Raw genomic sequence first — 21777 nt, forward strand, 5'->3', positions numbered from 1 at the left:
CCGCCGAGGTCGGCAAGATCCGGAAGGCAGGTCCTAGCTGTGTGCCGCCAGCACCCCGGAGGCGAAGGCGGTGTCGCAGACCGGGCGGGCGTAGGACTGTGCGCGGGAGGCGCCGTAGATGCGCACCGCCGCCTGACCGAGGGCCCGGGCGATGGAGGAGCAGTGCTTCGCCATCGAGGGGTGCACGTTGACGGCCTGCTGGAGGTGGGTCAGGACCACCCCTGGGCTCTTGTCCTGCAGCTCGGTCATCAGCTGGTCGCGCAGCACGTCCTGCGGGGCGCGGGAGACCGCCTTGCCGGACATGTCCGCGGAGGAGACGTCCGAGGCGGTGAGCACCGAGGAGGGGCTCCCCGTCCAGTTGACCCGGGTGACCGCGAGGGTTCCGGAGAGCACCAGGACGACGGGCAGGACGAGGGCGAGAGTGCGGCCGATCCGGCGGGCAGGGCCGCCCCGATGGCCGCGTCGCGTCTGAGGGTTGGTGGAGTGCTTCACGCGTGTGAGGGTAGCGCCCGGTAATGATTTGGCGACATTTAGTCACCCTAACGGGCGATGAAGTGGCATCTCTTTCTGGGTAAGGGGTTGACGTGACCCGCCCGAAATGATCGCTGTGCCGGGGTATTTCCCGGCAGCGAGAGGGGCCCCGCGGCGGTCCGCGGGGCCCCTCTCGTCAGTCTGGGTGAATCCGGGTGAGGACGTGCTGCTCAGACGGTTCAGTCGGAGAGGCGCTCGCCCGTGGAGGTCGAGAACACGTGGGTCTCGCCCGGCCGCGGCACGACGTGCAGCGTGGAGCCCTTCTCCGGGACCTGGCGGCCGTTGACGCGGACGACCAGGTCCTTGCGCTCGGCGCCGACCTCGGCGGTGCCGTAGACGTAGCCGTCGGCGCCCAGCTCCTCGACGACGTTCACGGAGACCGCGAGACCGGCCGGGGCGTCCTCGGTGTCCTTGGACAGGGAGGTCGCGGCACCGCCGCCCAGCTCGACCACGTCGAAGTGCTCCGGACGGACACCCACGGTCACCGTGCGGTCGCCCTTGTCGGAGGCGGCCTTCAGGGCGTCGCGGTTGACCGGGACGACGCTGTTGCCGAACTTCACGCCGCCGTCGGTGATCGGGACCTCGACCAGGTTCATGGCCGGGGAGCCGATGAAGCCGGCGACGAAGAGGTTCGCGGGCTTGTCGTACATGTTCCGCGGCGAGTCGACCTGCTGCAGGAGGCCGTCCTTGAGCACGGCCACCCGGTCGCCCATCGTCATGGCCTCGACCTGGTCGTGGGTGACGTAGACGGTGGTGATGCCGAGACGGCGCTGCAGGGACGCGATCTGCGTACGGGTCGACACGCGGAGCTTGGCGTCCAGGTTGGACAGCGGCTCGTCCATGAGGAAGACCTGCGGCTCACGCACGATGGCGCGGCCCATGGCGACACGCTGGCGCTGACCACCGGAGAGCGCCTTCGGCTTGCGGTCCAGGTACTCGGTGAGGTCGAGGATCTTCGCGGCCTCCTCGACCTTCTGCCGGATCTCCGCCTTGTTGACGCCGGCGATCTTGAGCGCGAAGCCCATGTTGTCGGCGACCGTCATGTGCGGGTAGAGCGCGTAGTTCTGGAACACCATGGCGATGTCCCGGTCCTTGGGCGGCAGGTGGGTGACGTCGCGGTCACCGATGCGGATGGCGCCTCCGTTGACGTCCTCCAGGCCCGCGAGCATCCGCAGCGAGGTGGACTTTCCGCAGCCCGACGGGCCGACCAGGACGAGGAACTCGCCGTCCTCGATCGCGATGTCGAGACCGTCGACGGCGGGCTTGGTGGAACCCGGGTAGATCCGGGTCGCCTTGTCGAACGTGACAGTGGCCATGGTGAATGGGCCCCCTTCTACCGGCAGGAACGTGCCGGACGATCCGTTGTAGGAAGGTGGTTGGTGTAGTCCACACAAGTGAACTGGGTCAGGACGGTACCTGCCGTTCACTCGGTCTGTCAGTACCTGGACCACTGTGAACTTCGCGGAAATTTTCGACGGGCCCGCACCGGGACCTGGGTACACTGCACAGGCACGTACGCTCCGGGCGCGCGTGCGGGCCTCCTTAGCTCAGCTGGTCAGAGCGCCGCTCTTGTAAAGCGAAGGTCGTCGGTTCGAATCCGACAGGGGGCTTCGAAGCAGAAGGCCACCCGCACCTCATCGTGCGGGTGGCCTTTCTCGTCCATGCAGGTCAGGACGTTCGGAGCAGCCTCCCGAGGACCTCCCGCAGCGTCCCCTCCGGGTCCGGTACGGCCCCCGCGGCCCGCCAGGCCACGAACCCGTCCGGGCGGATCAGGACCGCTCCGTCGGCCGTGGTGCCGTGGGCCTCGGCCCAGTCGGTGCCGGCAGTGCCGGCAGTGACGTCGGTGTCGTAGGTCAGGTCCGCGTCGGCGCCGGGGCCGACGCGGTAGGCGTCCAGGCGTACGCCGTCCCGGGCGGCGACGCGGCGGGCCGCCTCGTACCAGCCCGCGTCGTCCGGAGCGTCCGTGAGCAGGACCAGGGAGCGTTCGTACAGATCGAGGGTGGACAGGCGCCGTCCGGTGCTGCGCAGCCAGAGGTGGGGGGCGCGGGTGCCGGGCCGGCCGGTCAGGTCCAGGCTGTCGGGTACGACGGGCCGCTCGGGGTCGGTGCCGAGGGCGGCGCCGTCGGGGTAGTGGTAGCCGAGGACGACGTTGAGGATGCCGCCGCGCTTGCCGCCGCCGACGCCCGGGGCGGGGGCGAAGCCGGGGTGGCTGTGTTCGACGGAGCGGGCGGAGGCGCGGGCGCTGGTGGCGAGGGCGACCGGGCGGCGTTCGGTGTCGTAGGTCTCGAGAACGCCGGGGCCGGCCCAGCCGTCCAGCACGGCGGCCAGTTTCCAGGCGAGGTTGTGGGCGTCCTGGATGCCGGTGTTGGAGCCGAAGGCGCCGGTCGGCGACATCTCGTGGGCGGAGTCGCCGGCGAGGAAGACCCGGCCGTGGGCGTAGCGGTCGGCGACCCGTTCCGCGGCGCGCCAGGACGCCTTTCCGGTGATTTCGACGTCGAGTCCGGGTACGCCGACGGCCCGGCGGATGTGGCGCTGGAGGCGTTCCTCGGTGAACTCGTCGAGCGTTTCGCCGTGCTCGGGGTGCCAGGGCGCGTGGAAGACCCAGCGCTCCTTGTTGTCGACGGGCAGCAGGGCGCCGTCGGCCTCCGGGTCGGTGAGGTAGCAGCAGATGAAGCGGCGGTCGCCGACGACTTCGGCGAGGCCGGCGGAGCGGAAGGTGACGCTGACGTTGGCGAACAGGTCGCCGGGGCCGCTCTGGCCGATGCCGAGGGCGTCCCGGACGGGGCTGCGGGGGCCGTCGGCGGCGACCAGGTAGTCCGCCCGGACGGTGTGGCGGCGCTGGGTCTCGCGGTCGAGGACCACCGCCGTCACCCCGTCGGCGTCCTGTTCGAAGGACTCCATCTGGTGGAAGTAGCGCAGGTCGCCGCCGAGTTCCCGGGCGTTGTCCAGGAGAACGGGTTCCAGGTCGTTCTGGCTGCACAGGCACCAGTTGGTGGGGCTGAATCTGGCGAGCCCGCCACCCGGGTCGATGTGCTTGAAGAGCCATTCGCCCGCGTCCCCGACGAGGGTCGGCGTCTGCAGGATGCCGTGGTTCTCGGCGAGGAGCGAGGCCGCCGCCTTGATGTCCGGCTCGATGCCGGCCACCCGGAAGAGTTCCATCGTCCGCACGTTGTTGCCGCGCCCGCGCGGGTGGATCGAGGTCCCGGAGTGGCGCTCGACGAGCATGTGCCGCACACCGAGACGGCCCAGGAACACGGACATGGACAGGCCCACCAGAGAGCCGCCCACGATGAGGACGGGGACGCGGTGGTCGGCTTTTTGATGCATCGAAGCCTCCAGAGGCAGGGGTGAGCGTGTGGGGCGCCTGTGAGTTCTCATGCCCGGTGGCGGCGGCTTCGCGTGCCCAATCACCCACGTGGTTCATACGAGTCGCGGGCCCGTGGGGACCGGCAGAGGATCAAGGAACGCTGGCGTCGCGTCACTCGCGGCCGGCGACGGCTCTGCCCCCGCGAAGGAGATGTGTGCAGGATGACCACGACGTCTGAACGTCTTTCAGAAACACCGGCACGCGAGGTGTCGAAGCGTGTCTCCCAGTCCGTGTTCGACGGCTCCCGGCTCCGGGTCGTTCTCCTGGTCGACGTCTACGACGGCGCGCAGCAGCAGTTCCTCGAGGCGTACGAGCAGCTGTGCAACCAGGTTGCGTCGGTTCCCGGCCATGTCAGCGACCAACTCTGCCAGTCCATCGAGAATCCATCCCAATGGCTCATCACGAGCGAGTGGGAGAGTGCCCCGCCGTTCCTCACCTGGGTGAACAGCGAGGAGCACGTGCGGATGGTGGAGCCGCTGCACAGCTGTGTCCGTGACACCCGGTCGCTGCGCTTCCACGTGGTGCGCGAGACCGGCGACGCCTCGGAACAGACGCAGTCGGGGAAGCGCCGGCTGCAGGCCCACCCGCGCATCGGCGACGGCGTGATCCGGCACGCGCTGACCTTCACGGTCAAGCCGGGCAGCGAGGCGAAGGTCGCGAAGATCCTCGCGGACTACGCCTCGCCCGACGCCCGCGTGGACGCCACGACGCGGCTGTGCCGGACCTCGCTGTTCATGCTCGGCAACCGGGTGGTGCGCGCCATCGAGGTGCGCGGCGACCTGCTCGCGGCGCTGCGGCACGTGGCCCGGCAGCCGGAGGTGCGGGCCGTGGAGGAGGCGATCAACCCGTATCTGGAGCAGGACCGGGACCTCGACGACCAGGAGTCGGCCCGGATGTTCTTCACCCGGGCGGCGCTGCCGGCCGTGCACCACGTGAGTGCGGACGACCAGCCGGAGGGCATCCGGCAGGCCCTGTTCTACCCGGCCCGGCCGGGCCGCGGCATGCGGCTGGCCGAGCTGCTCGCGAAGGCCGACTCGGCGGCGGCCGACGATCCGGCGAGCCCGCTGCTGCGCAGCACGGTCTTCCAGCGCGACGACGTCGTGGTCCGGCTGGTGGACGTGCGCGGCGAGGGCGAAGCCGAGGCGCTGCCGACGGACTCCCGGGTGGCCGCCGAGGTGCGGGAGCTGCTGGACGCCGAGGCCACCCGCATGGATCTGATCACCGACCGCCGGTCGCCGGACGCCTGATCCGGCGCTCCGGTCCACCCATCACCGAGCGCCGACGCGGCACACACCACGGAGGAAACGTTGTCCATCAAACCCCGTCCCAAAATCGTTGACCTCAGCGAGGTCGAGCCCAACGTCCGGCGAGGTGGCGACCTGCGCGCCATGCTCACCCCGGCCACCGTCGGCTCCACCAGCGGCTTCATGGGCGTGGCCATCGTGCAGCCCGGTGACCGCATCGGTGAGCACTACCACCCTTACTCCGAGGAGTTCGTCTACGTCGTCTGCGGGCAGCTGGAGGTGGACCTGGACGGTGAGCCGCATCCGCTGCGGCCCGAGCAGGGTCTGATGATCCCCGCCCACATGCGGCACCGTTTCCGCAACGTCGGCAACGTGGAGGCGCGGATCGTCTTCCACCTCGGCCCGCTGGCCCCGCGGCCGCAGCTGGGCCACGTCGACACCGAGGAGACGGAGGTCATCGGGGCCGCCGCGGTGGTCACCGAGCCGGCCGAAGCAGGTGCCGCATGCGCGGCCGACCGGGGTCGGGTCCGGTCATGACCCGGCGCGTGGCGGTCACTGGCATAGGCATCGTTGCTCCGGGCGGCATCGGCGTACCGGCATTCTGGGATCTGCTTGCCGACGGCCGGACCGCGACGCGGGGCATCACCTTCTTCGACCCCACGGGGCTGAGGTCGCGGATCGCCGCCGAGTGCGACTTCGACCCGGCGGCGCACGGCCTGGACACGGAACAGGTCGCGCGGGCGGACCGGTACATCCAGTTCGCCCTGGTAGCCGGGGACGAGGCGGTCCGGGACTCGGGTCTCGACCTCGCCCGGGAGGACCCCTGGCGGATCGGGGTCTCGCTGGGCACCGCGGTCGGCGGCACCACCCGTCTGGAGCACGACTACGTCCTGGTCAGCCATCGCGGGCAGCGCTGGGACGTCGACCCCCGGGAGGCGGAGCCGCATCTGCACCGGGCGTTCTCGCCGAGCACGGTCGCCTCCGCGGTGGCGGAACGTTTCGGCGCCCAGGGGCCGGTGCAGACCGTCTCCACGGGCTGCACCTCGGGCCTGGACGCGGTCGGGTACGCCTTCCACACGGTCGAGGAGGGCCGGGCCGACGTCTGCATAGCCGGCGCCTCGGACTCGCCGATCTCCCCGATCACCATGGCGTGCTTCGACGCGATCAAGGCGACGTCCCCGAACAACGACGACCCCGCACACGCCTCCCGTCCCTTCGACAACAACCGTGACGGGTTCGTCATGGGCGAGGGCGGCGCGGTGCTCGTCCTGGAGGAGCTGGAACACGCGCGGGCCCGCGGCGCGCACGTGTACTGCGAACTGGGTGGCTACGCCACCTTCGGCAACGCCTACCACATGACCGGTCTGACCAGCGAGGGCCTGGAGATGGCCCGGGCGATCGACCTGGCACTCGACCACGCGCGGCTCGACCCGACGGCCATCGACTACGTCAACGCGCACGGCTCCGGCACCCGGCAGAACGACCGCCACGAGACGGCGGCCGTGAAACGGGCGCTCGGCGACCACGCCTACGACACCCCGATGAGCTCCATCAAGTCGATGGTGGGGCACTCCCTCGGGGCGATCGGGGCCATCGAGGTCGTCGCCTGTGTGCTGGCCCTCGCCAAGCAGGTCGTACCGCCGACCGCGAACTACGAGACCCCCGACCCCGAGTGCGACCTGGACTACGTCCCGCGCGTCGCCCGCGAACGGAAGCTGAACGGCGTCCTGTCCGTGGGCAGCGGGTTCGGGGGTTTCCAGTCCGCCGTGGTCCTGACCCGGACGAGGGAGAGGACACGATGAGCGAACCGCTCGACCGACGCGCGGCCGTCACCGGCATCGGGGTGGTCGCGCCCAACGGCACCAGCACCGACACCTTCTGGAAGGCCACCCAGGAAGGCCTCAGCGTCCTCGACCGGGTCACCCGCGAGGGCTGTGAGCACCTTCCGCTGAAGGTGGCCGGCGAGGTCCGCGCCTTCGACCCGGGCGTGACGATCGAGGAGCGGTTCCTCGTCCAGACCGACCGGTTCACGCACTTCGCCATGGCCGCGGCCGACTTCGCGCTGGACGACGCCCGGCTCGGGCAGGCCGACACCTCCGAGGAGCCGTACTCCATCGGGGTGGTCACCGCCGCCGGGTCCGGCGGCGGCGCGTTCGGCCAGCGCGAGCTGCAGCAACTGTGGGGCAAGGGCAGCCGGTTCGTCGGCCCGTACCAGTCCATCGCCTGGTTCTACGCCGCGAGCACCGGTCAGATCTCCATCCGTCGCGGGTTCAAGGGCCCCTGCTCGGTCGTCGCCTCCGACGAGGCCGGCGGCCTGGACGCCCTCGCGCACGCGGCACGGGCGGTGCGGCGCGGCACCGACGTGATCCTGGCCGGCTCCACCGAGGCGCCGCTGGCGCCGTACTCGATGGTCTGCCAGCTCGGTTACGAGGAGCTGAGCGTCGAGACCGACCCGTCCCGCGCCTACCGCCCGTTCACGGACTCCGCCTGCGGGTTCGTGCCGGCCGAGGGCGGCGCGATGCTCGTCGTGGAGGCGGAGCGGTCCGCCCGCGAGCGCGGTGCGGAGGTCCGGGCGTTCGTCGCGGGGCACGCGGCGACCTTCACCGGCGCCTCCCGCTGGGCGGAGTCCCGGGACGGCCTGGCCCACGCGATCCGGCAGGCCCTGGACGAGGCCGGCTGCGCTCCCGAGGAGGTCGACGTCGTCTTCGTCGACGCCCTCGGGGTGCCGGAGGCGGACCGGGCCGAGGCGCTGGCGCTCGCCGACGCCCTCGGCGCGCACGGCGCCCGGGTGCCGGTCACGGCGCCGAAGACGGGCATCGGCCGGGGCTACTGCGCGGCGCCCGTGCTGGACTCCGCGGCCGCAGTCCTCGCGATGGAGCACGGACTGATCCCGCCGACGCCGAACGTCTTCGACGTCTGCCACGACCTCGACCTCGTGACCGGCCGCGCCCGCGCCGCCGAACTGCGTACGGCGCTGGTGCTCAGCCGGGGGCTCATGGGATCGAACTCGGCGCTGGTGCTGCGGCACGGCGCCACGCAGTGAGCACAGCAAAGGAGGAAAGCGCATGTCCCAGATCACCGTGGAAGAACTCGCCGCGCTGATGAAGAAGGCCGCCGGGGTCACCGTCAGTCCGCAGCAGCTCCAGGACAAGCCGGACACCGGCTTCGACGTCCTCGGCGTCGACTCGCTGGGCCTGCTCGGCATCGTCGGCGAGCTGGAGAACACGCACGGCACCCCGATGCCGGTCGACGCGGAGCGCTGCAAGACGCCCGAGCAGTTCCTCAACCTCGTCAACAGCACCCTGATGGCAGGAGCCTGAGATGGCAGGACACACCCAGAACGAGATCACGATCGCCGCGCCGCTGGACCTGGTCTGGGACATGACCAACGACCTGGAGCGCTGGCCGCAGCTGTTCAGCGAGTACGCCTCCGTCGAGGTCCTCTCCCGGGAGGGGCGGAAGACCACGTTCCGGCTGACCATGCACCCGGACGAGAACGGCACCGTCTGGAGCTGGGTCTCCGAGCGCGAGCCCGACCGCGACAACCTCACCGTCCGGGCCCGCCGCGTGGAGACCGGCCCCTTCGCCCACATGGACATCGTGTGGCAGTACGAGGAGGTCCCGTCCGGCACCCGCATGGTCTGGACGCAGGACTTCGCGATGAAGCCGGACGCCCCGGTCGACGACGACTGGATGACCGACAACATCAACAAGAACTCCAAGGTCCAGATGGCCCTCATCCGGGACAAGATCCAGAAGGCCGCCGCCGGACAGCGGCCGGCCCCGGCCCTGGCCGACTGAACCGGACGGAGGACCGACACCCATGCACCAGGCCCTGATCGTCGCCCGGATGGCTCCGGGCTCCGCCCCGGACATCGCCAAGGTGTTCGAGGAGTCCGACCGCGGAGAGCTGCCGCACCTCGTCGGTGTCGTACGGCGCAGCCTCTTCCAGTTCGGCGATGTGTACATGCACCTCATCGAGTCCGAGCGCGAGCCGGGACCCGCCATCGCCAAGGTGACGGAACACCCCGAGTTCCGGGGCGTCAGCGAGCGCCTGTCGGCGTACGTCAGCGCGTACGACCCGGAGACCTGGAGATCTCCCAAGGACGCGATGGCACAACGCTTCTACGTCTGGGAGCGCGGCTGATCCGTACCGCACCCCCGGACGGCCACCGGCCGCCGGGCCCGCAGCGTCGCGGGCCCGGCGGCCGGTGGCCTGTGTGCGGGTGCCCCGTCACCCGGGCACGTGGCAGTCGAACGCGTGCAGGTACGGGTTGACCGGGCTGATGTCGTCCACGAGCAGGCCCGCCGAGGTCAGCCTGCCCACCATGGAGTCGGTGGTGTGCTTGGCCCCGCCGACGTTGAGGAGCAGCAGCAGGTCCATGGCGGTGCTGAAGCGCATCGAGGGGGTGTCGTCCACCAGGTTCTCGATGACGACGACCCGGGTGCCCGGGCCGCCCGCCTCCACGACGTTGCGCAGCGCCCGCGCCGTGCTCTCGTCGTCCCACTCCAGGATGTTCTTGATGACGTAGACGTCGGCCTGGACCGGGATCGCCTCCCGGACGTCGCCGGGCACGATCCGGGCACGGCCGGCGAGGTCGCCGCCCTCGCGCAGCCGCGGCAGGGCGTTCTCGACCACCCGGGGCAGGTCGAGCAGACTGCCCCGCATCTGCGGGTACTTGTCCAGCAGACACGCCACCACGTGCCCCTGACCGCCGCCGATGTCCGCGACCGACTTGGCCCCGGACAGGTCCAGCAGGGCCGCGACCTCCCGCGCCGACTGCTCGCTGGAGCGGGTCATCGCGCGGTTGAAGACGTCCGCGGACTCCGGTGCGTCCTCGTTGAGGTAGGTGAAGAACTCCTTGCCGTAGAGGTCCTCCACGACGTTCCTGCCGGTGCGCACGGCCTCGTCCAGCCTGGGCCAGGCGTCCCAGGTCCAGGGTTCGGTGCACCACAGGGCGATGGCCCGCAGGCTGTTCGGGTCGTCCTCGCGCAGCAGCCGGGACATCTCGGTGTGCGCGAACGTGCCGTCCGGCCGCTCGGCGAACACGCCGTAGCAGGACAGGGCCCGCAGCAGCCGGCGCAGCGGCTTCGGTTCGGTCTTGACCGCGGCCGCGAGGTCCTCGGCGGCCATCGGGGTGTTCTGGAGGGCGTCGGCGACGCCCAGCCGGGCGGCCGCCCGGACGGCGGCGGCACAGGCCGCGCCGAACACGAGTTCGCGCAGCCGCATGGGAGGCGGTGGGGCTGTTTCAGCGGACGTCATCTGCCGCCCTCTCTCTTTCTTCGGCCTTCGTCGGTCCCGCAGGGGCAGTGGTCGGGCGGTCAGCAGAGACCCGCGGGCCTGGAGGCCCGGCAGGAGTTGAGCTGGAAGGTGTTGCCCTTGCCCTTCGTCTCCGTGTTCACGAGGTCCGCCGGGGAGTTGTTCTCCACCGTGTTCCCCTCGATCACGTTCTCGTCGCTGGTCACGCCCACGAAGCTCTTGAACAGCACGATGCCGCCGGACAGCGGCGACTTGCCGGAGTGGCCGGTGACCAGGTTCCCGGTCACCCGGTTCTTCTCGGTGCCGGTCAGGACGATGCCGGAGCCCTGGAGCGCGGGCAGCCGCTCGGTCTTCGGGCAGGACTTGTTGTTCAGCGCGATCCGGTTGTCGGCCACGTCCACGTGGCCGGCCTTCGGCTTGTTCTCGTCGCCGACGACGAACACCCCGGCGCAGTTGCCGGTGACGTAGTTCCCCGCGACGGTGACGTTGCGCAGCCGCCGGACGGTGACGCCGATCCGGTTGCCCTCCAGGCGGTTGTACGCCACCAGCGTCTGGGCCGCGTCGTAGGCGCCGGCCTCCTCCTTGATGGTGTTGGCGAGGAACAGGCCCGCGTCGCCGTTGCCGCTCGCGTAGTTGTGCTTGAAGACCCCGCGCACGGACCGCTCCTGGGCGATGCCCCAGACCCCGTTCTTGACGGCGTACACCCGGCGCACGGTCATGCCGTCCGTCGCCATGCCGAACACGCCGGTCCGGCTGAACCCGGTCACGGTCAGGTCGGAGACGGTCACGCCCTCGACGTTCTTGGTCTTGGTGCCCACCACACAGATGCCGTTGCCGCCCTCGGCACAGCTGTTGGCGGCCTTCGCGCCCTTCGAGGCCTTCCCGGCTTTCCCAGCTTTCCCGGCTTTCCCAGCTTTCCCGGCCTTCCCGGCTTTCCCGGCCTTCGCCTTGGAGGGCTTGGGGGCGGGCTTCGTGCCGTCGGGCTTGATCACCGTCCCGGGACCCACGCCCCGCAGCGTCAGCCGGGGCGTGCCGATCTTGACGCTCTCGTGATAAGTGCCGGCGAGCACGAGGACGGTGTCTCCGGCCTGCGCGGAGTCCACCGCCTTCTGGATGGACTGGCCCGGGTGGACGACCAGGATCCCGTGGGCGGCCGCCGCGGGGGCCGCGCCCAGTCCGGAGCCGACGAGGGCCGCGGTGCACGCGAGATAGGCGAGGTGACATCTCTTCATATCGCGTACGGTATGACCGATTAATTCCTTATCGGTCGGATCGGCCATCCGGCGGCGTGTCAGCCGTGGCGCAGTGCCCGCCCGATCTCCAGCTGCACGTTCTCCAGGGGCCTGCCGTCCTCCAGCTCCCACAGGCAGTTCTGCAGGACCCGCCCCAGTGTCCACGCCCGCGCGCGCTCGCGGTCCAGGCCCAGCGCGTCCGTCAGGGCGTCGAAGCGCCAGCGGGTCCCGGCCGGGTCGTAGCGGTTGTCGATCGCGGGCAGCAGGTCGAAGCCGGGGTCGCCGGCCAGCGGCTTCGGATCGATGGCCAGCCACTTCGCCCGGTCGGCCGCCAGGACGTTGTCGTAGTGCAGGTCCCAGTGCAGCAGCCGGTCGCCGGGCTCGGCGACGACCTCGCGGACGGCGGCCGCGCAGTCCACGAGCAGCCGGCGGTCCGCCGGGTCCGGCGTCCGCTCCAGCGCCCGGGGGACCCGGTCCAGCATCGCCCGCGCGATGTCCCCCAGACGGCGCAGCCCGGCCGGGGCCGGCACGGACGTCAGCCGGGCCAGCAGCGCGCCGATCACGAGGACGGCCTCGCGCGCGTCCGGCACCCCGGTCAGCATGCGGCCCTCGTCCAGCCGCTCCAGCAGCAGGGTGCAGGTCGGCTCGTCGTGCTCCAGCAGCCGTACGGCCCCGTACCCGTCCCACACCCGAAGGGCCAAGGGCTCGCCCGCGCTCTCCTCGTCGAGCAGCTGCATCTTGAGCGCGGCCCGGCTGCCGTCGGCCCGGAGCACCGGCAGGACCAGGGCGGCCACCCCGTACATGGCGGGCCCGTCGATCCGCAGCTCCCAGCGGCCCAGGAACTCCTCGGCCCGCCGAGGCAGGTCCGCGACGAACGCCCGCCCCGCCTCTCCGTTGAATTTCTCCTGAGAAGCGGCCAGCTCGCCAGGCACCTCGATCACCTTGCCGACCATACTGACGTCTGTGAAACGGGTCATCCGATTTCGGCGTGGGCTCCGGGCGGTCGTGGGCTATGTCCGCAGCGCCCCGGGCGCGTACGTCTGGCTGCTGATCCTGTTCTTCACCACCGTCGCCCTGCACCACATGTCGCCCGCCTTCGAGCAGGACTTCCTGCGGCAGCGCTCGACCAACATCCACGAGCTGTCGCGCAACCCGGTCCGGGTGCTGATCACCAGCGCGATGTGGATCGACGGCGGTCACTGGCTGCCGTACGCCGTCCTTTACACCGTCTTCCACGCCCCGGCCGAACGCTGGCTCGGCACCCCGCGCTGGCTGACGGTGTGCGTGGCCGCGCACGTGTTCGCCACGCTGATCAGCGAGCTCGCCCTGCTGAAGGCGATCAACGACGGCATCGCCCCGCACTCGGCGGTCAACACCCTGGACATCGGCGTGAGTTACGCGCTGGCCGGTGTGATGGCGGTGCTCACCTACCGGATCGCGGCGCCCTGGCGGTACGCGTACCTGGCGGCTCTGCTCGCGTTCTACGCGGTCCCGCTGGCCGCCGGCCGCACCTTCACCGACTTCGGGCACTTCCTGTCCGTACTGATCGGCCTGGGGTGTTATCCGCTGGTCAGAGGCCGCGGAAAAGCATGGAATCCGAAGGAGACACTGGCTGCTCTGTGGGTTAACGTCCGCGCATGAGCAGCTCGGCAAGCAGTGTCGTCAACGGCGGCATCTCCTTCTGGTACGCGGACGACGGTCTCCCGGCGGTCCGGGAGCCGCTGCCCGGTGACGCGTCCGCCGACGTCGTCATCGTCGGCGGCGGCTACACGGGCCTGTGGACCGCGTACTACCTGAAGAAGGCCGCTCCCTTCCTGCGGATCACCGTCCTGGAGCAGAAGTTCTGCGGCTACGGCGCCTCCGGCCGCAACGGCGGCTGGCTGTACAACGGCATCGCGGGCCGCGACCGGTACGCGAAGCTGCACGGCCACGAGGCCGCCGTACGCCTGCAGAAGGCGATGAACGACACGGTGGCCGAGGTCGTCGCGGTCGCCGAGGCGGAGGGCGTCGACGCCGACGTGCACCGCGGCGGGGTGCTGGAAGTGGCCACCACGCCCGCCCAGTTGGCCCGGCTGAAGGCGTTCCACGAGCACGAGCTGTCGTACGGCGAGAAGGACCGCGAGCTGTACGGCGCCCGGGAGACCCAGGCGCGGATCCGGGTCGCCGACGCGGTGGGCTCCACCTGGACCCCGCACGGCGCCCGGCTGCACCCGGTGAAGCTGGTCAAGGGGCTCGCCGCGGCCGTGGAGGCGCTCGGTGTGGTCATCCACGAGTCGACGCCGGTCACCGAGGTCCGCCCCAAGCACGCCGTGACCCCCTACGGCACGGTCCGCGCGCCCTACGTCCTGCGCTGCACCGAGGGCTTCACCGCCTCCCTGAAGGGCCAGCGGCGCACCTGGCTGCCGATGAACTCCTCGATGATCGCCACCGAGCCGCTCACCGACGAGCAGTGGGCGGCCATCGGCTGGGACGGCCGCGAGACGCTCGGCGACATGGCCCACGCCTACATGTACGCGCAGCGCACGGCCGACGGGCGGATCGCGCTGGGCGGGCGCGGGGTGCCGTACCGCTTCGGCTCGCGGACCGACAACGACGGCCGCACCCAGGAGGAGACGATCGACGCCCTGCGGGAGATCCTGACCCGCTTCTTCCCCGCCCTCGCCGGAGTGCGCGTCGAGCACGCCTGGTCCGGTGTCCTCGGCGTCCCCCGCGACTGGTGCGCCACGGTCGCCCTCGACCGGGCCACCGGACTCGGCTGGGCGGGCGGTTACGTCGGCTCGGGCGTCGCCACCGCCAACCTGGCCGCCCGCACCCTGCGCGACCTCGTCCAGCAGGACTCGGGCCAGGCCGGCCGCACCGAGCTGACGGACCTGCCGTGGGTGAACCACAAGGTCCGCAAGTGGGAGCCGGAACCCTTTCGCTGGCTGGGCGTCCAGGGCATGTACGCCACCTACCGCACCGCCGACCAGCGCGAACGCCTCCACCCGAGCACGCGGTCCTCGCGGCTCGCGCAGGTCGCGGACCGGGTGTCCGGCCGGCACTGAGCCGACCGGGTGACAAGGGGAGGGCGGCCGCTGGCTACCCTCCCCTCATGATTCGCTCCGCGACCCCCGCCGACGTCCCCGTCATCCACGCCCTGATCCGTGAGCTGGCCGAGTACGAGAAGGCCCCGCAGGAGGCGCGGGCGAGCGAGGACCAGCTGCGCGAGGCGCTGTTCGGGGAGCGGCCCGCGGTGTTCGCGCACATGGCCGTGGACGAGGGGACCGGGGATCCCGTCGGGTTCGCGTTGTGGTTCCTGAACTTCTCCACCTGGCGCGGGGTGCACGGCATCTACCTGGAGGACCTGTACGTCCGCCCGTCCGCCCGGGGCGGCGGGCACGGCCGGGCCCTGCTGGCCGAGCTGGCCCGCATCTGCGTGCGGCGCGGCTACGAGCGCCTGGAGTGGTCGGTGCTCGACTGGAACCGGCCCGCGATCGGCTTCTACGAGGCCCTCGGCGCCCGTCCGCAGGACGAGTGGACGGTGTACCGGCTCACCGACGGGGCGCTGGCCGAACTGGGCCGCTCAGCCGACTGACTCCGGCACGGGCGCCTCGGCCGGTGCCCCGCGCCCGGGTGCCTTGGCGGTCACCATCAGGCCCGCCACCAGCCCCGCCAGCAGCATGACGCCCGCCGCCCACCAGATCGCGACCGTGTAGCCGTGCACCACGCCCGCCGGGATCACCACGGCCTTCTCGGCCGGGCCGTGCAGATGGGCGGTGATGTAGGCGGCGCTGCTGGTGGTGGCGACGGTGTTGAGCAGCGCCGTACCGATCGAGCCGCCCACCTGCTGCGAGGTGTTGACGGTCGCCGAGGTGACGCCCGCGTCGCGCGGGTCGACGCCGGCGGTGGCGGTGGCGAACACCGGCATGAAGGTCAGGCCCATGCCGAGGCCCATCAGGATCAGGGCGGGCAGGATCTCGCCGGTGTAGGAGGAGTGGACCGTCATCCGGGTCAGGAGCAGCAGCCCGGAAGCGGCGAGGAGCATGCCCGGCACCATGAGCATGCGCGGGGCCACCCGGTGCAGCAGCCGCGCCGATATCTGGGTGGAGCCGGTGATGATCGCGACGGTCAGGGGCAGGAACGCCAGGCCCGCCCTGACCGGCGAGTAGCCGAGGATGACCTGCAGGTAGTAGGTCATGAACAGGAACAGCCCGAACATGCCGATCACGGCGAGCATCATGGTCAGGAAGCAGCCGGCGCGGTTGCGGTCCCGGACGATGTGCAGCGGCAGCAGTGGGCTCGGGGCGCGGCTCTGCCACCACACGAAGACGGCGAGCAGGACGACACCGGTCGCGAACAGGGCGAGTACCAGCGGGTCGGTCCAGCCGCGCGGCTCGGCCTCGCTGAAGCCGTAGACGATCGCGACGAGTCCACCGCAGCCGAGCAGTGCGCCGGGCACGTCGAGACGGACGTCGCCGTGGCCGGGGCGGTCGTGCAGCAGGGCGGAGGCGCCGAGGACCGCGAGAGCGGCGATGGGCACGTTGACGTACAGACACCAGCGCCAGTTCAGGTACTCGGTGAGCAGGCCGCCGACGATGAACCCGATCGCCGAGCCGCTGCCGGCCAGGGCGCCGTAGATGCCGAAGGCCTTGCCGCGCTCGCGGGGGTCGGTGAACGTCGTGGTCAGCAGGCTGAGCGCGGAGGGCGCGAGCACGGCGGCGAAGGCGCCCTGCAGGGCGCGGGCGCCGAAGAGCATGCCGGAACCGGTGGCCGCGCCGCCGAGCGCGGAGGCGGCCGCGAAGCCGATCAGCCCGATGACGAAGGTCCGTTTGCGGCCGACGAGATCGGCGATCCGGCCGCCGAGCAGCAGCAGCCCGCCGAAGGCGAGGGTGTAGGCGGTGATGACCCACTGCCGGTTGCCGTCGGACATGTTCAGGTCGTGCTGTGCCGAGGGGAGCGCGATGTTCACGATCGTCGCGTCCAGGACCACCATCAGCTGGGCCAGGGCGATGACCACCAGCCCCCACCAGCGGTGCGGATCGGCCCCTTCGGCTCCGGCCGGCGCCGGCGGGGTTTCACCCTTTCGGCCGAGACTCATCTGGCCAGAAGACCACGATTCGGGGCGTGTCGCATCCGCGTGTGCAGGGTCGCCGTGCTTGTGCCTCATGGCTCGAGCACCACCTTTCCGATCGTGCCGCGCGTCCGGAGCGCACGGTGTGCGGCGGCGGCCTCGGAGAGCGGGAAACGGGTGACGGCCGGGCGCAGCCGGCCCTCGGCGGCTTCGGTGAGGGCGCGCAGTTCGAGCGCGCGCAGACCGCCCGCCTTCCGGAGCATCTCCGGGCCGAGCACCGACTCGGAGACGCCCTCGACGAGGTACCCGCGTGGTTCGTCCCCGATGCCCTCGGCGGACCGGCCGAAGACGAGATGCCGGCCGCCGGGCGCGAGCAGGTCCACGGCCTCCCGGGCGACCGCGCCACCGACGCCGTCGTAGAGGATCGTGGCGCCGGATCCGCCGAGGTGGGCGCGGACCTCGGCGGGCCAGTCGGGGTCGGTGTAGTCGACGGCGAGATCGGCGCCCTCGGCGCGTACCCGGGCCGTCTTCTCCGTGCCGCCCGCGAGGCCGACGACCTCGGCTCCGGCGTTCTTGGCGTACTGCACGAGCAGCGTGCCGATGCCGCCCGCGGCCGCCGGTACGACGACCACGTCGTCCGGTCCCGGCTCGGCGAACCGCGCGATCCCGAGCGCCGTGCGTCCGGTACCGATCATCGCGACGGCCTCGGCGAAGCCCAGCGCGTCGGTGAGTTCGTGGAGGCGTTCGGCGCCGGTGACGGCGAGTTCGGCGTACCCGCCGGGCGCGAAGCCGAGGTGGGCGACCACCCGCTTGCCGAGCCGGTCCTCCGGCACGCCGTCGCCGAGGGCGTCCACGACCCCGGCGACCTCGCGGCCGGGGACGGTCGGCAGGACGGGCGGCTCGGGCAGCGGGCCCTGCCGGCCCTCGCGCAGGGCCGTGTCGAGGAGGTGTACCCCGGCCGCGGCCACGGCGATCCGCACCTCACCGGGCCCGGGGACCGGGTCCTTCGTCTCCTCGTAGGTCAGGTTCTCGGCCGGCCCGAAGGCGTACAGGCGTACTGCGTGCATGGGTCCCCCCGGACTGTCTCCGTCTGCTTCTGTCTGCGTCTGCTTCTCGCGGGGCCCACTCTTCGACCTCAAGCACGCTTGAGGTCAAGGGCGGGCCTGCCGAGGATCAGCGACACCGCGGTGACCGCGCTGTTGAAGGACACCTCCGACAGCACGCCCGGCGCCGCCACCTGGTCGCCGGCCAGGTAGACGCCGTCTCCGCGATCCACCGCCGGCCGGTCCCGCCAGCTGCTGCCCGGCAGGTCCACGGCCCCCGTACGGCCGTCCGCCACGGACTCCCGCCGCCAGGTGACCCGCTGCCGCCATCCCTCGAAGGCCAGGTCGAGCAGTTCCTCGGCGCGCGCGAGCCCGTCCGCCCGGGACTGACCCCGACCGATCGGGATCTGCCCCTGGACCAGCTGCTCGCCGGCCGGGGCGAGGGTGCGGTCCTGGGCGGTGAACCGCTCGATCCAGCCGGGCGCGTCGAGGTCGGAGACGGCGAAGGCGTCCCCGCGCCGTGTGGTGAGGGCCAGGTCGAGCAGCACGGTACGGCCGCCGGGCCAGGTCAGGGAGGCGTCGTCGAGCAGCCGCCGGGCGGCGGGCAGGGAGGTGGCGACCACCACGGGCGAGCCGGCCGGCAGGCTGTCGACCCGGGACAGCGTCTCGATCCGCACGCCGAGGTTCCAGGCCCGGGCGGCCATCCGGTCGATGACGCTCGCCCAGCCACCGCGCGGGTAGTGCGCCTCCGGCGGCAGCTTGGTGGCCCGGCGCAGGCGCTCCTGCACGAAGGCCGCGGACAGGGCGCCCGGATCGTGGTGGAACAGGGCGACGGCGGAGTAGTTGGCGGCCGCGCGGGCGCCCTCCTCGCCGGCGACGCCGGTCGCCCAGCTGAGGAAGTCGGTGTCGACGGGGGCCTGGCGGACGCCGGGGCGCAGCAGCTTGAGCAGCGCGAAGGGCGGGGTGCGGCGCAGCACGCCGTGGTGGCGCAGCCGCAGCCGGGCCGCCTCCAGGGGCGGGATCGGGGCGAGCGGCCCGATCAGGTCGCGCTGCCTGAGCCAGGTCCAGTGCGGGCCGCCGCTGTAGAGGGCGTGCGGGCCCTCGTTCGTCCGGTACGGCCCCTCTGCCGTGCGGGCCCGGCCGCCCAGGGTGTGGTGGGCCTCGTACACGGTGACCCTGGCGCCTGCCTCGGCGGCGGTGATGGCGGCGGTGAGCCCGGCGAAGCCGCCGCCGACGACGGTGATGCGGTGCATGGGGTGGGATCTCCCTCGAGTCGGTTCACCTTGTCCTCGAGTACGACGGCACAGACCCCTGGAAATGTGACATCGGCCCACAGCGTCCCCGGTTTCCGCAGGTCGGACGGATTGTCAGAGGCGGGGTGCAGCATGGGCACATGGCGAGGAGAACGACGGGCACGGGTTCGGGCGGGGCAGGGCCGAAGGGCGCACGGCGGCCGGAGGTGCAGCTGCCACCCCTGGAGTCCTGGACGGACGGCGAGCTGGCGCCGGACGGTGACTACGACGGGCTGGAGTTCCGCGAGGCGGACCTGGCGGGGCAGGACGGCGCGGGCGCCCGCTTCATGGACTGCGCGCTGACCGGCTGCGCGGTGGACGAGACGGCCCTGACCCGGGCCCGGGTCCTGGACTCGGTCCTCACCGGCCTGCGCGGAGTGGGCACGAACCTGGCCGAGTCCACGTTCCGCGACGTCGAGGTGCGCGATCCCCGCCTCGGCGGCGCCCAGCTCCACGGCGCCGTCCTGGAGCGGGTCGTGATCCGCGGCGGCAAGATCGACTATCTCAACCTGCGCGAGGCCCGGCTCAAGGACGTCGTCTTCGAGTCGTGCGTCCTGGTCGAGCCGGACTTCGCCGGTGCCCGCCTGGAGCGGGTCGAGTTCGTCGACTGCGCCCTGAAGCAGGCCGACTTCGGCGGCGCGACCCTGAAGGACGTGGACCTGCGCGGGGCCGCTCCGCTGGAGATCACCCGGGGGCTGGACCGGTTGTCGGGAGCGGTGATCAGCACCGGGCAGCTGCTCGACCTGGCGCCCTTGCTGGCGGGGGAGTTGGGGATCCGGGTGGAGGGATGAGACGTCAGGGCAGCCGGGGGAAGCGCGCCTGAAGGGTCCAGATCGCCGGGTTCTCCGCCAGCTCCTCGTGGAGGTCGGTCAGGTCGGCGATCAGGTCGTGGAGGAAGTCGTGGGCCTCGCGGCGGAGTTCTGCGTGGGAGAAGGTGAGCGGGGACTCCTCGGCCGGCATCCAGTCGGACCCGACCTCCACCCAGCCGAAGCGGCGCTCGAAGAGCATCCGGTCCGTGGACTCGGTGAAGTCCAGCTCCGCCCGCTGCGGGCGGGAGGCGCGGGAGCCGAGGGGGTCCCGGTCCAGCCGCTCCACGATGTCGCACAGTGCCCACGCGAAGTCCAGCACCGGCACCCATCCCCAGGCTGTGGACAGCTCCCGGTCCGTCTTGGTGTCCGCGAGGTAGACGTCCCCGCAGAACAGGTCGTGCCGCAGCGCGTGGACGTCCGCGCGGCGGTAGTCGGTCTGCGGCGGGTCCGGGAAGCGGTTGGAGAGGGCATAGCCGATGTCGAGCACGGGAGAGATGGTGTCACGCCCGCCGCCCCGCCCCGCCCGGTGCGGTCCCCACCTAAGATCATTGACATGTCCAGATCCGCGCGCCTTGTCCCGGCCGTCGCCGTCCTCGCCGTCCTCGCCCTCACCGGCACCGCGTGCGGCGGCGGCGTCCACGGCACCCCGGGCGGCTCCGGCGTGCGCGACCCCTACTTCCCGAAGGCGGGCAACGGCGGCTACGACGTCACCCACTACGCCCTCACCCTCGACTACACCCCTGGCACCCGTCACCTCACCGGCAAGGCCGTCATCACCGCACGTGCCACCCAGGGCCTGTCCGCCTTCGACCTCGACCTCGCCGGGCTGGACGTCGGCTCGGTCACCGTCGAGGGCAGGAGGGCCCGCTGGAACCGCGCCGGACAGGAACTCACCGTTTGGCCCCACGACGACCTCGCCAAGGGCGAGACGTTCCGCACCACCGTCCGCTACTCGGGCACCCCGCGGACCCTCACCGACCCCGACGGCTCGAAGGAGGGCTGGCTGCGCACCGCCGACGGCGCGCTCGCCCTCGGCGAGCCGGTCGGCTCCATGGCCTGGTTCCCCGGCAACCACCACCCCTCGGACAAGGCGTCCTACGACATCACGGTCACCGTCCCGAAGGGCCTCCAGGCCGTCTCCAACGGGGAGTTGACGAGCCGGAGCACCAGGGGTGGCCGTACGACGTACGCCTGGCACACCGCCCAGCCCATGGCGAGCTACCTCGCCACCGTCGCCGTCGGCCACTACGACATCACCGACACCAAGGGCCCGCACGGCCTGCCGGTCCTCACCGCGGTCGACCCCACCCAGGCCGGGGCGAGCGCGAAGGTGCTCGCGAAGATCCCCGAGATCATCGAGTGGGAGGAGGGCAACTTCGGGCCGTACCCCTTCTCCTCCACCGGCGCCATCGTCGACCGGCCGGGCGACGCCGGCTACGCCCTGGAGACCCAGAACCGGCCTGTCTTCCCCGGGGACCAATTCGACACCGGCACCCTCGTCCACGAACTCGCCCACCAGTGGTTCGGTGACTCGGTCACCCCCCGGAGCTGGCGGGACATGTGGCTCAACGAGGGCTTCGCGACGTACGCGGAGTGGCTGTACGAGGAGGACCACGGCGGCAGGAGCGCTCAGCAGACCTTCACCGACCTGTACGAGGACGACGACGAGGCCGTGTGGGCCTTCCCGCCGGCGAAGCCCTCCGGCGCCGCGCACATCTCCGACAGTCCCGTCTACCAGCGCGGCGCGATGGTCCTGCAGAAGATCCGCCGGAAGGTCGGCGACGACACCTTCTACGACATCGTCCAGGGCTGGGCCGCCGCCCACCGCCACGGCACCGCGAGCACCGCCGACTTCACCGCGTACGTGGAGAAGAAGGCCCCGGACAAGGACTTCGGCGAGATCTGGAAGGACTGGCTGTACGGGGACGGCAGGCCGGACCACCCGTGAC

22 protein-coding genes and 1 tRNA gene are annotated in these 21777 nt (G+C 71.7%); 13 read left to right on the forward strand and 10 right to left on the reverse strand.

Annotation, left to right across the window (positions count from 1 at the left end):
- Positions 1-33: 33 nt before the first annotated feature.
- Together AC07CM_RS35335 and msiK are read right to left on the reverse strand one after the other, a co-directional pair.
- Complete coding sequence (locus AC07CM_RS35335) at positions 34-492, reverse strand: hypothetical protein (RefSeq protein WP_478880566.1); 459 nt, start codon at positions 490-492, stop codon at positions 34-36.
- Between the two features lie 218 nt (positions 493-710).
- Complete coding sequence (gene msiK / locus AC07CM_RS35340; RefSeq protein ID WP_478880567.1) at positions 711-1847, reverse strand: diacetylchitobiose ABC transporter ATP-binding protein MsiK; 1137 nt, start codon at positions 1845-1847, stop codon at positions 711-713.
- Positions 1848-2067: 220 nt separating this feature from the next.
- Between msiK and AC07CM_RS35345 the strand changes: the two genes are divergently transcribed.
- Positions 2068-2141, forward strand: a tRNA-Thr gene (locus AC07CM_RS35345).
- A 58-nt stretch (positions 2142-2199) separates the two neighbouring features.
- Here the strand turns inward: AC07CM_RS35345 and AC07CM_RS35350 are convergent.
- Positions 2200-3858 (reverse strand): FAD-dependent oxidoreductase, encoded by a 1659-nt coding sequence (locus tag AC07CM_RS35350; RefSeq protein ID WP_478880568.1) that lies wholly within the window; start codon positions 3856-3858, stop codon positions 2200-2202.
- A 201-nt stretch (positions 3859-4059) separates the two neighbouring features.
- On the opposite strand from AC07CM_RS35350, the gene AC07CM_RS35355 reads away from it, so the two are divergent.
- The 7 genes from AC07CM_RS35355 to AC07CM_RS35385 all read left to right on the forward strand — a co-directional run bounded on the left by AC07CM_RS35355 (position 4060) and on the right by AC07CM_RS35385 (position 9289).
- Positions 4060-5145 carry a SchA/CurD-like domain-containing protein gene (locus tag AC07CM_RS35355; RefSeq protein ID WP_478880569.1) on the forward strand — a complete coding sequence of 362 codons (1086 nt, stop codon included), beginning with the start codon at positions 4060-4062 and terminating at the stop codon, positions 5143-5145.
- A 141-nt stretch (positions 5146-5286) separates the two neighbouring features.
- The gene (locus AC07CM_RS35360) at positions 5287-5679 is read left to right on the forward strand and encodes a cupin domain-containing protein (RefSeq protein WP_478880597.1); all 393 of its coding nucleotides are present in this window, start codon (positions 5287-5289) and stop codon (positions 5677-5679) included.
- Positions 5676-6944, forward strand: a complete 1269-nt coding sequence (locus AC07CM_RS35365) for a beta-ketoacyl-[acyl-carrier-protein] synthase family protein (RefSeq protein WP_478880570.1) — start codon at positions 5676-5678, stop codon at positions 6942-6944. Before AC07CM_RS35360 ends, AC07CM_RS35365 begins: the two co-directional genes overlap by 4 nt.
- A complete protein-coding gene (locus AC07CM_RS35370; protein WP_478880571.1) occupies positions 6941-8185 on the forward strand; it encodes a beta-ketoacyl synthase N-terminal-like domain-containing protein in 1245 nt (414 codons plus the stop codon). Before AC07CM_RS35365 ends, AC07CM_RS35370 begins: the two co-directional genes overlap by 4 nt.
- A gap of 22 nt (positions 8186-8207) precedes the next feature.
- Positions 8208-8462: an acyl carrier protein gene (locus AC07CM_RS35375; protein WP_478880572.1), complete on the forward strand. Its 255-nt coding sequence runs from the start codon at positions 8208-8210 to the stop codon at positions 8460-8462.
- A gap of 1 nt (position 8463) precedes the next feature.
- Positions 8464-8943 carry an SRPBCC family protein gene (locus tag AC07CM_RS35380; RefSeq protein ID WP_478880573.1) on the forward strand — a complete coding sequence of 160 codons (480 nt, stop codon included), beginning with the start codon at positions 8464-8466 and terminating at the stop codon, positions 8941-8943.
- Positions 8944-8965: 22 nt separating this feature from the next.
- The gene (locus tag AC07CM_RS35385; RefSeq protein ID WP_478880574.1) at positions 8966-9289 is read left to right on the forward strand and encodes a TcmI family type II polyketide cyclase; all 324 of its coding nucleotides are present in this window, start codon (positions 8966-8968) and stop codon (positions 9287-9289) included.
- An 87-nt stretch (positions 9290-9376) separates the two neighbouring features.
- Here AC07CM_RS35385 and AC07CM_RS35390 read toward each other — a convergent pair whose 3' ends face one another.
- The 3 genes from AC07CM_RS35390 to AC07CM_RS35400 are packed head-to-tail and all read right to left on the reverse strand — an operon-like array spanning position 9377 to position 12587.
- Complete coding sequence (locus AC07CM_RS35390; RefSeq protein ID WP_478880575.1) at positions 9377-10405, reverse strand: methyltransferase; 1029 nt, start codon at positions 10403-10405, stop codon at positions 9377-9379.
- 59 nt (positions 10406-10464) lie between these two features.
- Complete coding sequence (locus AC07CM_RS35395) at positions 10465-11634, reverse strand: right-handed parallel beta-helix repeat-containing protein (protein ID WP_478880576.1); 1170 nt, start codon at positions 11632-11634, stop codon at positions 10465-10467.
- 59 nt (positions 11635-11693) lie between these two features.
- Positions 11694-12587, reverse strand: coding sequence for an aminoglycoside phosphotransferase family protein (locus AC07CM_RS35400; RefSeq protein WP_478880577.1), 894 nt, complete (start codon positions 12585-12587; stop codon positions 11694-11696).
- 10 nt (positions 12588-12597) lie between these two features.
- Here AC07CM_RS35400 and AC07CM_RS35405 point away from each other — a divergent pair, with 10 nt between their 5' ends.
- Genes AC07CM_RS35405 through AC07CM_RS35415 form a run of 3 tightly spaced genes read left to right on the forward strand, consistent with a single transcriptional unit; the run spans position 12598 to position 15208 of the window.
- The gene (locus AC07CM_RS35405; protein ID WP_478880578.1) at positions 12598-13275 is read left to right on the forward strand and encodes a rhomboid-like protein; all 678 of its coding nucleotides are present in this window, start codon (positions 12598-12600) and stop codon (positions 13273-13275) included.
- Positions 13272-14678, forward strand: a complete 1407-nt coding sequence (locus AC07CM_RS35410; protein ID WP_478880579.1) for an NAD(P)/FAD-dependent oxidoreductase — start codon at positions 13272-13274, stop codon at positions 14676-14678. Before AC07CM_RS35405 ends, AC07CM_RS35410 begins: the two co-directional genes overlap by 4 nt.
- A gap of 47 nt (positions 14679-14725) precedes the next feature.
- A complete protein-coding gene (locus tag AC07CM_RS35415) occupies positions 14726-15208 on the forward strand; it encodes an N-acetyltransferase family protein (RefSeq protein ID WP_478880580.1) in 483 nt (160 codons plus the stop codon).
- Here the strand turns inward: AC07CM_RS35415 and AC07CM_RS35420 are convergent.
- The 3 genes from AC07CM_RS35420 to AC07CM_RS35430 all read right to left on the reverse strand — a co-directional run bounded on the left by AC07CM_RS35420 (position 15197) and on the right by AC07CM_RS35430 (position 18980).
- Positions 15197-16711, reverse strand: coding sequence for an MFS transporter (locus AC07CM_RS35420; protein WP_478880581.1), 1515 nt, complete (start codon positions 16709-16711; stop codon positions 15197-15199). The genes AC07CM_RS35415 and AC07CM_RS35420 overlap by 12 nt on opposite strands.
- A gap of 65 nt (positions 16712-16776) precedes the next feature.
- Positions 16777-17751, reverse strand: coding sequence for a zinc-binding dehydrogenase (locus AC07CM_RS35425; RefSeq protein WP_478880582.1), 975 nt, complete (start codon positions 17749-17751; stop codon positions 16777-16779).
- 68 nt (positions 17752-17819) lie between these two features.
- Positions 17820-18980: an NAD(P)-binding protein gene (locus tag AC07CM_RS35430; protein WP_478880583.1), complete on the reverse strand. Its 1161-nt coding sequence runs from the start codon at positions 18978-18980 to the stop codon at positions 17820-17822.
- Between the two features lie 140 nt (positions 18981-19120).
- Here AC07CM_RS35430 and AC07CM_RS35435 point away from each other — a divergent pair, with 140 nt between their 5' ends.
- Complete coding sequence (locus AC07CM_RS35435; RefSeq protein WP_478880584.1) at positions 19121-19810, forward strand: pentapeptide repeat-containing protein; 690 nt, start codon at positions 19121-19123, stop codon at positions 19808-19810.
- Between the two features lie 4 nt (positions 19811-19814).
- On the opposite strand, the gene AC07CM_RS35440 is transcribed toward AC07CM_RS35435, so the two are convergent.
- Complete coding sequence (locus tag AC07CM_RS35440) at positions 19815-20315, reverse strand: hypothetical protein (RefSeq protein WP_478880585.1); 501 nt, start codon at positions 20313-20315, stop codon at positions 19815-19817.
- A 66-nt stretch (positions 20316-20381) separates the two neighbouring features.
- Between AC07CM_RS35440 and AC07CM_RS35445 the strand changes: the two genes are divergently transcribed.
- Positions 20382-21776 carry a M1 family metallopeptidase gene (locus AC07CM_RS35445; protein ID WP_478880586.1) on the forward strand — a complete coding sequence of 465 codons (1395 nt, stop codon included), beginning with the start codon at positions 20382-20384 and terminating at the stop codon, positions 21774-21776.
- Position 21777 lies beyond the last annotated feature (1 nt).

Source organism: Streptomyces sp. NPDC044061, assembly GCF_056434305.1.

What these genes read in the sequence shown, in the direction of transcription:
- msiK (WP_478880567.1), bottom strand. Translation starts at nt 1,847, where the DNA reads ATGGCCACTGTCACGTTCGACAAGGCGACCCGGATCTACCCGGGTTCC.
- AC07CM_RS35350 (WP_478880568.1), bottom strand. Translation starts at nt 3,858, where the DNA reads ATGCATCAAAAAGCCGACCACCGCGTCCCCGTCCTCATCGTGGGCGGC.
- AC07CM_RS35355 (WP_478880569.1), top strand. Translation starts at nt 4,060, where the DNA reads ATGACCACGACGTCTGAACGTCTTTCAGAAACACCGGCACGCGAGGTG.
- AC07CM_RS35360 (WP_478880597.1), top strand. Translation starts at nt 5,287, where the DNA reads ATGCTCACCCCGGCCACCGTCGGCTCCACCAGCGGCTTCATGGGCGTG.
- AC07CM_RS35365 (WP_478880570.1), top strand. Translation starts at nt 5,676, where the DNA reads ATGACCCGGCGCGTGGCGGTCACTGGCATAGGCATCGTTGCTCCGGGC.
- AC07CM_RS35370 (WP_478880571.1), top strand. Translation starts at nt 6,941, where the DNA reads ATGAGCGAACCGCTCGACCGACGCGCGGCCGTCACCGGCATCGGGGTG.
- AC07CM_RS35375 (WP_478880572.1), top strand. Translation starts at nt 8,208, where the DNA reads ATGTCCCAGATCACCGTGGAAGAACTCGCCGCGCTGATGAAGAAGGCC.
- AC07CM_RS35380 (WP_478880573.1), top strand. Translation starts at nt 8,464, where the DNA reads ATGGCAGGACACACCCAGAACGAGATCACGATCGCCGCGCCGCTGGAC.
- AC07CM_RS35385 (WP_478880574.1), top strand. Translation starts at nt 8,966, where the DNA reads ATGCACCAGGCCCTGATCGTCGCCCGGATGGCTCCGGGCTCCGCCCCG.
- AC07CM_RS35390 (WP_478880575.1), bottom strand. Translation starts at nt 10,405, where the DNA reads ATGACGTCCGCTGAAACAGCCCCACCGCCTCCCATGCGGCTGCGCGAA.
- AC07CM_RS35395 (WP_478880576.1), bottom strand. Translation starts at nt 11,634, where the DNA reads ATGAAGAGATGTCACCTCGCCTATCTCGCGTGCACCGCGGCCCTCGTC.
- AC07CM_RS35400 (WP_478880577.1), bottom strand. Translation starts at nt 12,587, where the DNA reads ATGGTCGGCAAGGTGATCGAGGTGCCTGGCGAGCTGGCCGCTTCTCAG.
- AC07CM_RS35410 (WP_478880579.1), top strand. Translation starts at nt 13,272, where the DNA reads ATGAGCAGCTCGGCAAGCAGTGTCGTCAACGGCGGCATCTCCTTCTGG.
- AC07CM_RS35415 (WP_478880580.1), top strand. Translation starts at nt 14,726, where the DNA reads ATGATTCGCTCCGCGACCCCCGCCGACGTCCCCGTCATCCACGCCCTG.
- AC07CM_RS35420 (WP_478880581.1), bottom strand. Translation starts at nt 16,711, where the DNA reads ATGAGTCTCGGCCGAAAGGGTGAAACCCCGCCGGCGCCGGCCGGAGCC.
- AC07CM_RS35425 (WP_478880582.1), bottom strand. Translation starts at nt 17,751, where the DNA reads ATGCACGCAGTACGCCTGTACGCCTTCGGGCCGGCCGAGAACCTGACC.
- AC07CM_RS35430 (WP_478880583.1), bottom strand. Translation starts at nt 18,980, where the DNA reads ATGCACCGCATCACCGTCGTCGGCGGCGGCTTCGCCGGGCTCACCGCC.
- AC07CM_RS35435 (WP_478880584.1), top strand. Translation starts at nt 19,121, where the DNA reads ATGGCGAGGAGAACGACGGGCACGGGTTCGGGCGGGGCAGGGCCGAAG.
- AC07CM_RS35445 (WP_478880586.1), top strand. Translation starts at nt 20,382, where the DNA reads ATGTCCAGATCCGCGCGCCTTGTCCCGGCCGTCGCCGTCCTCGCCGTC.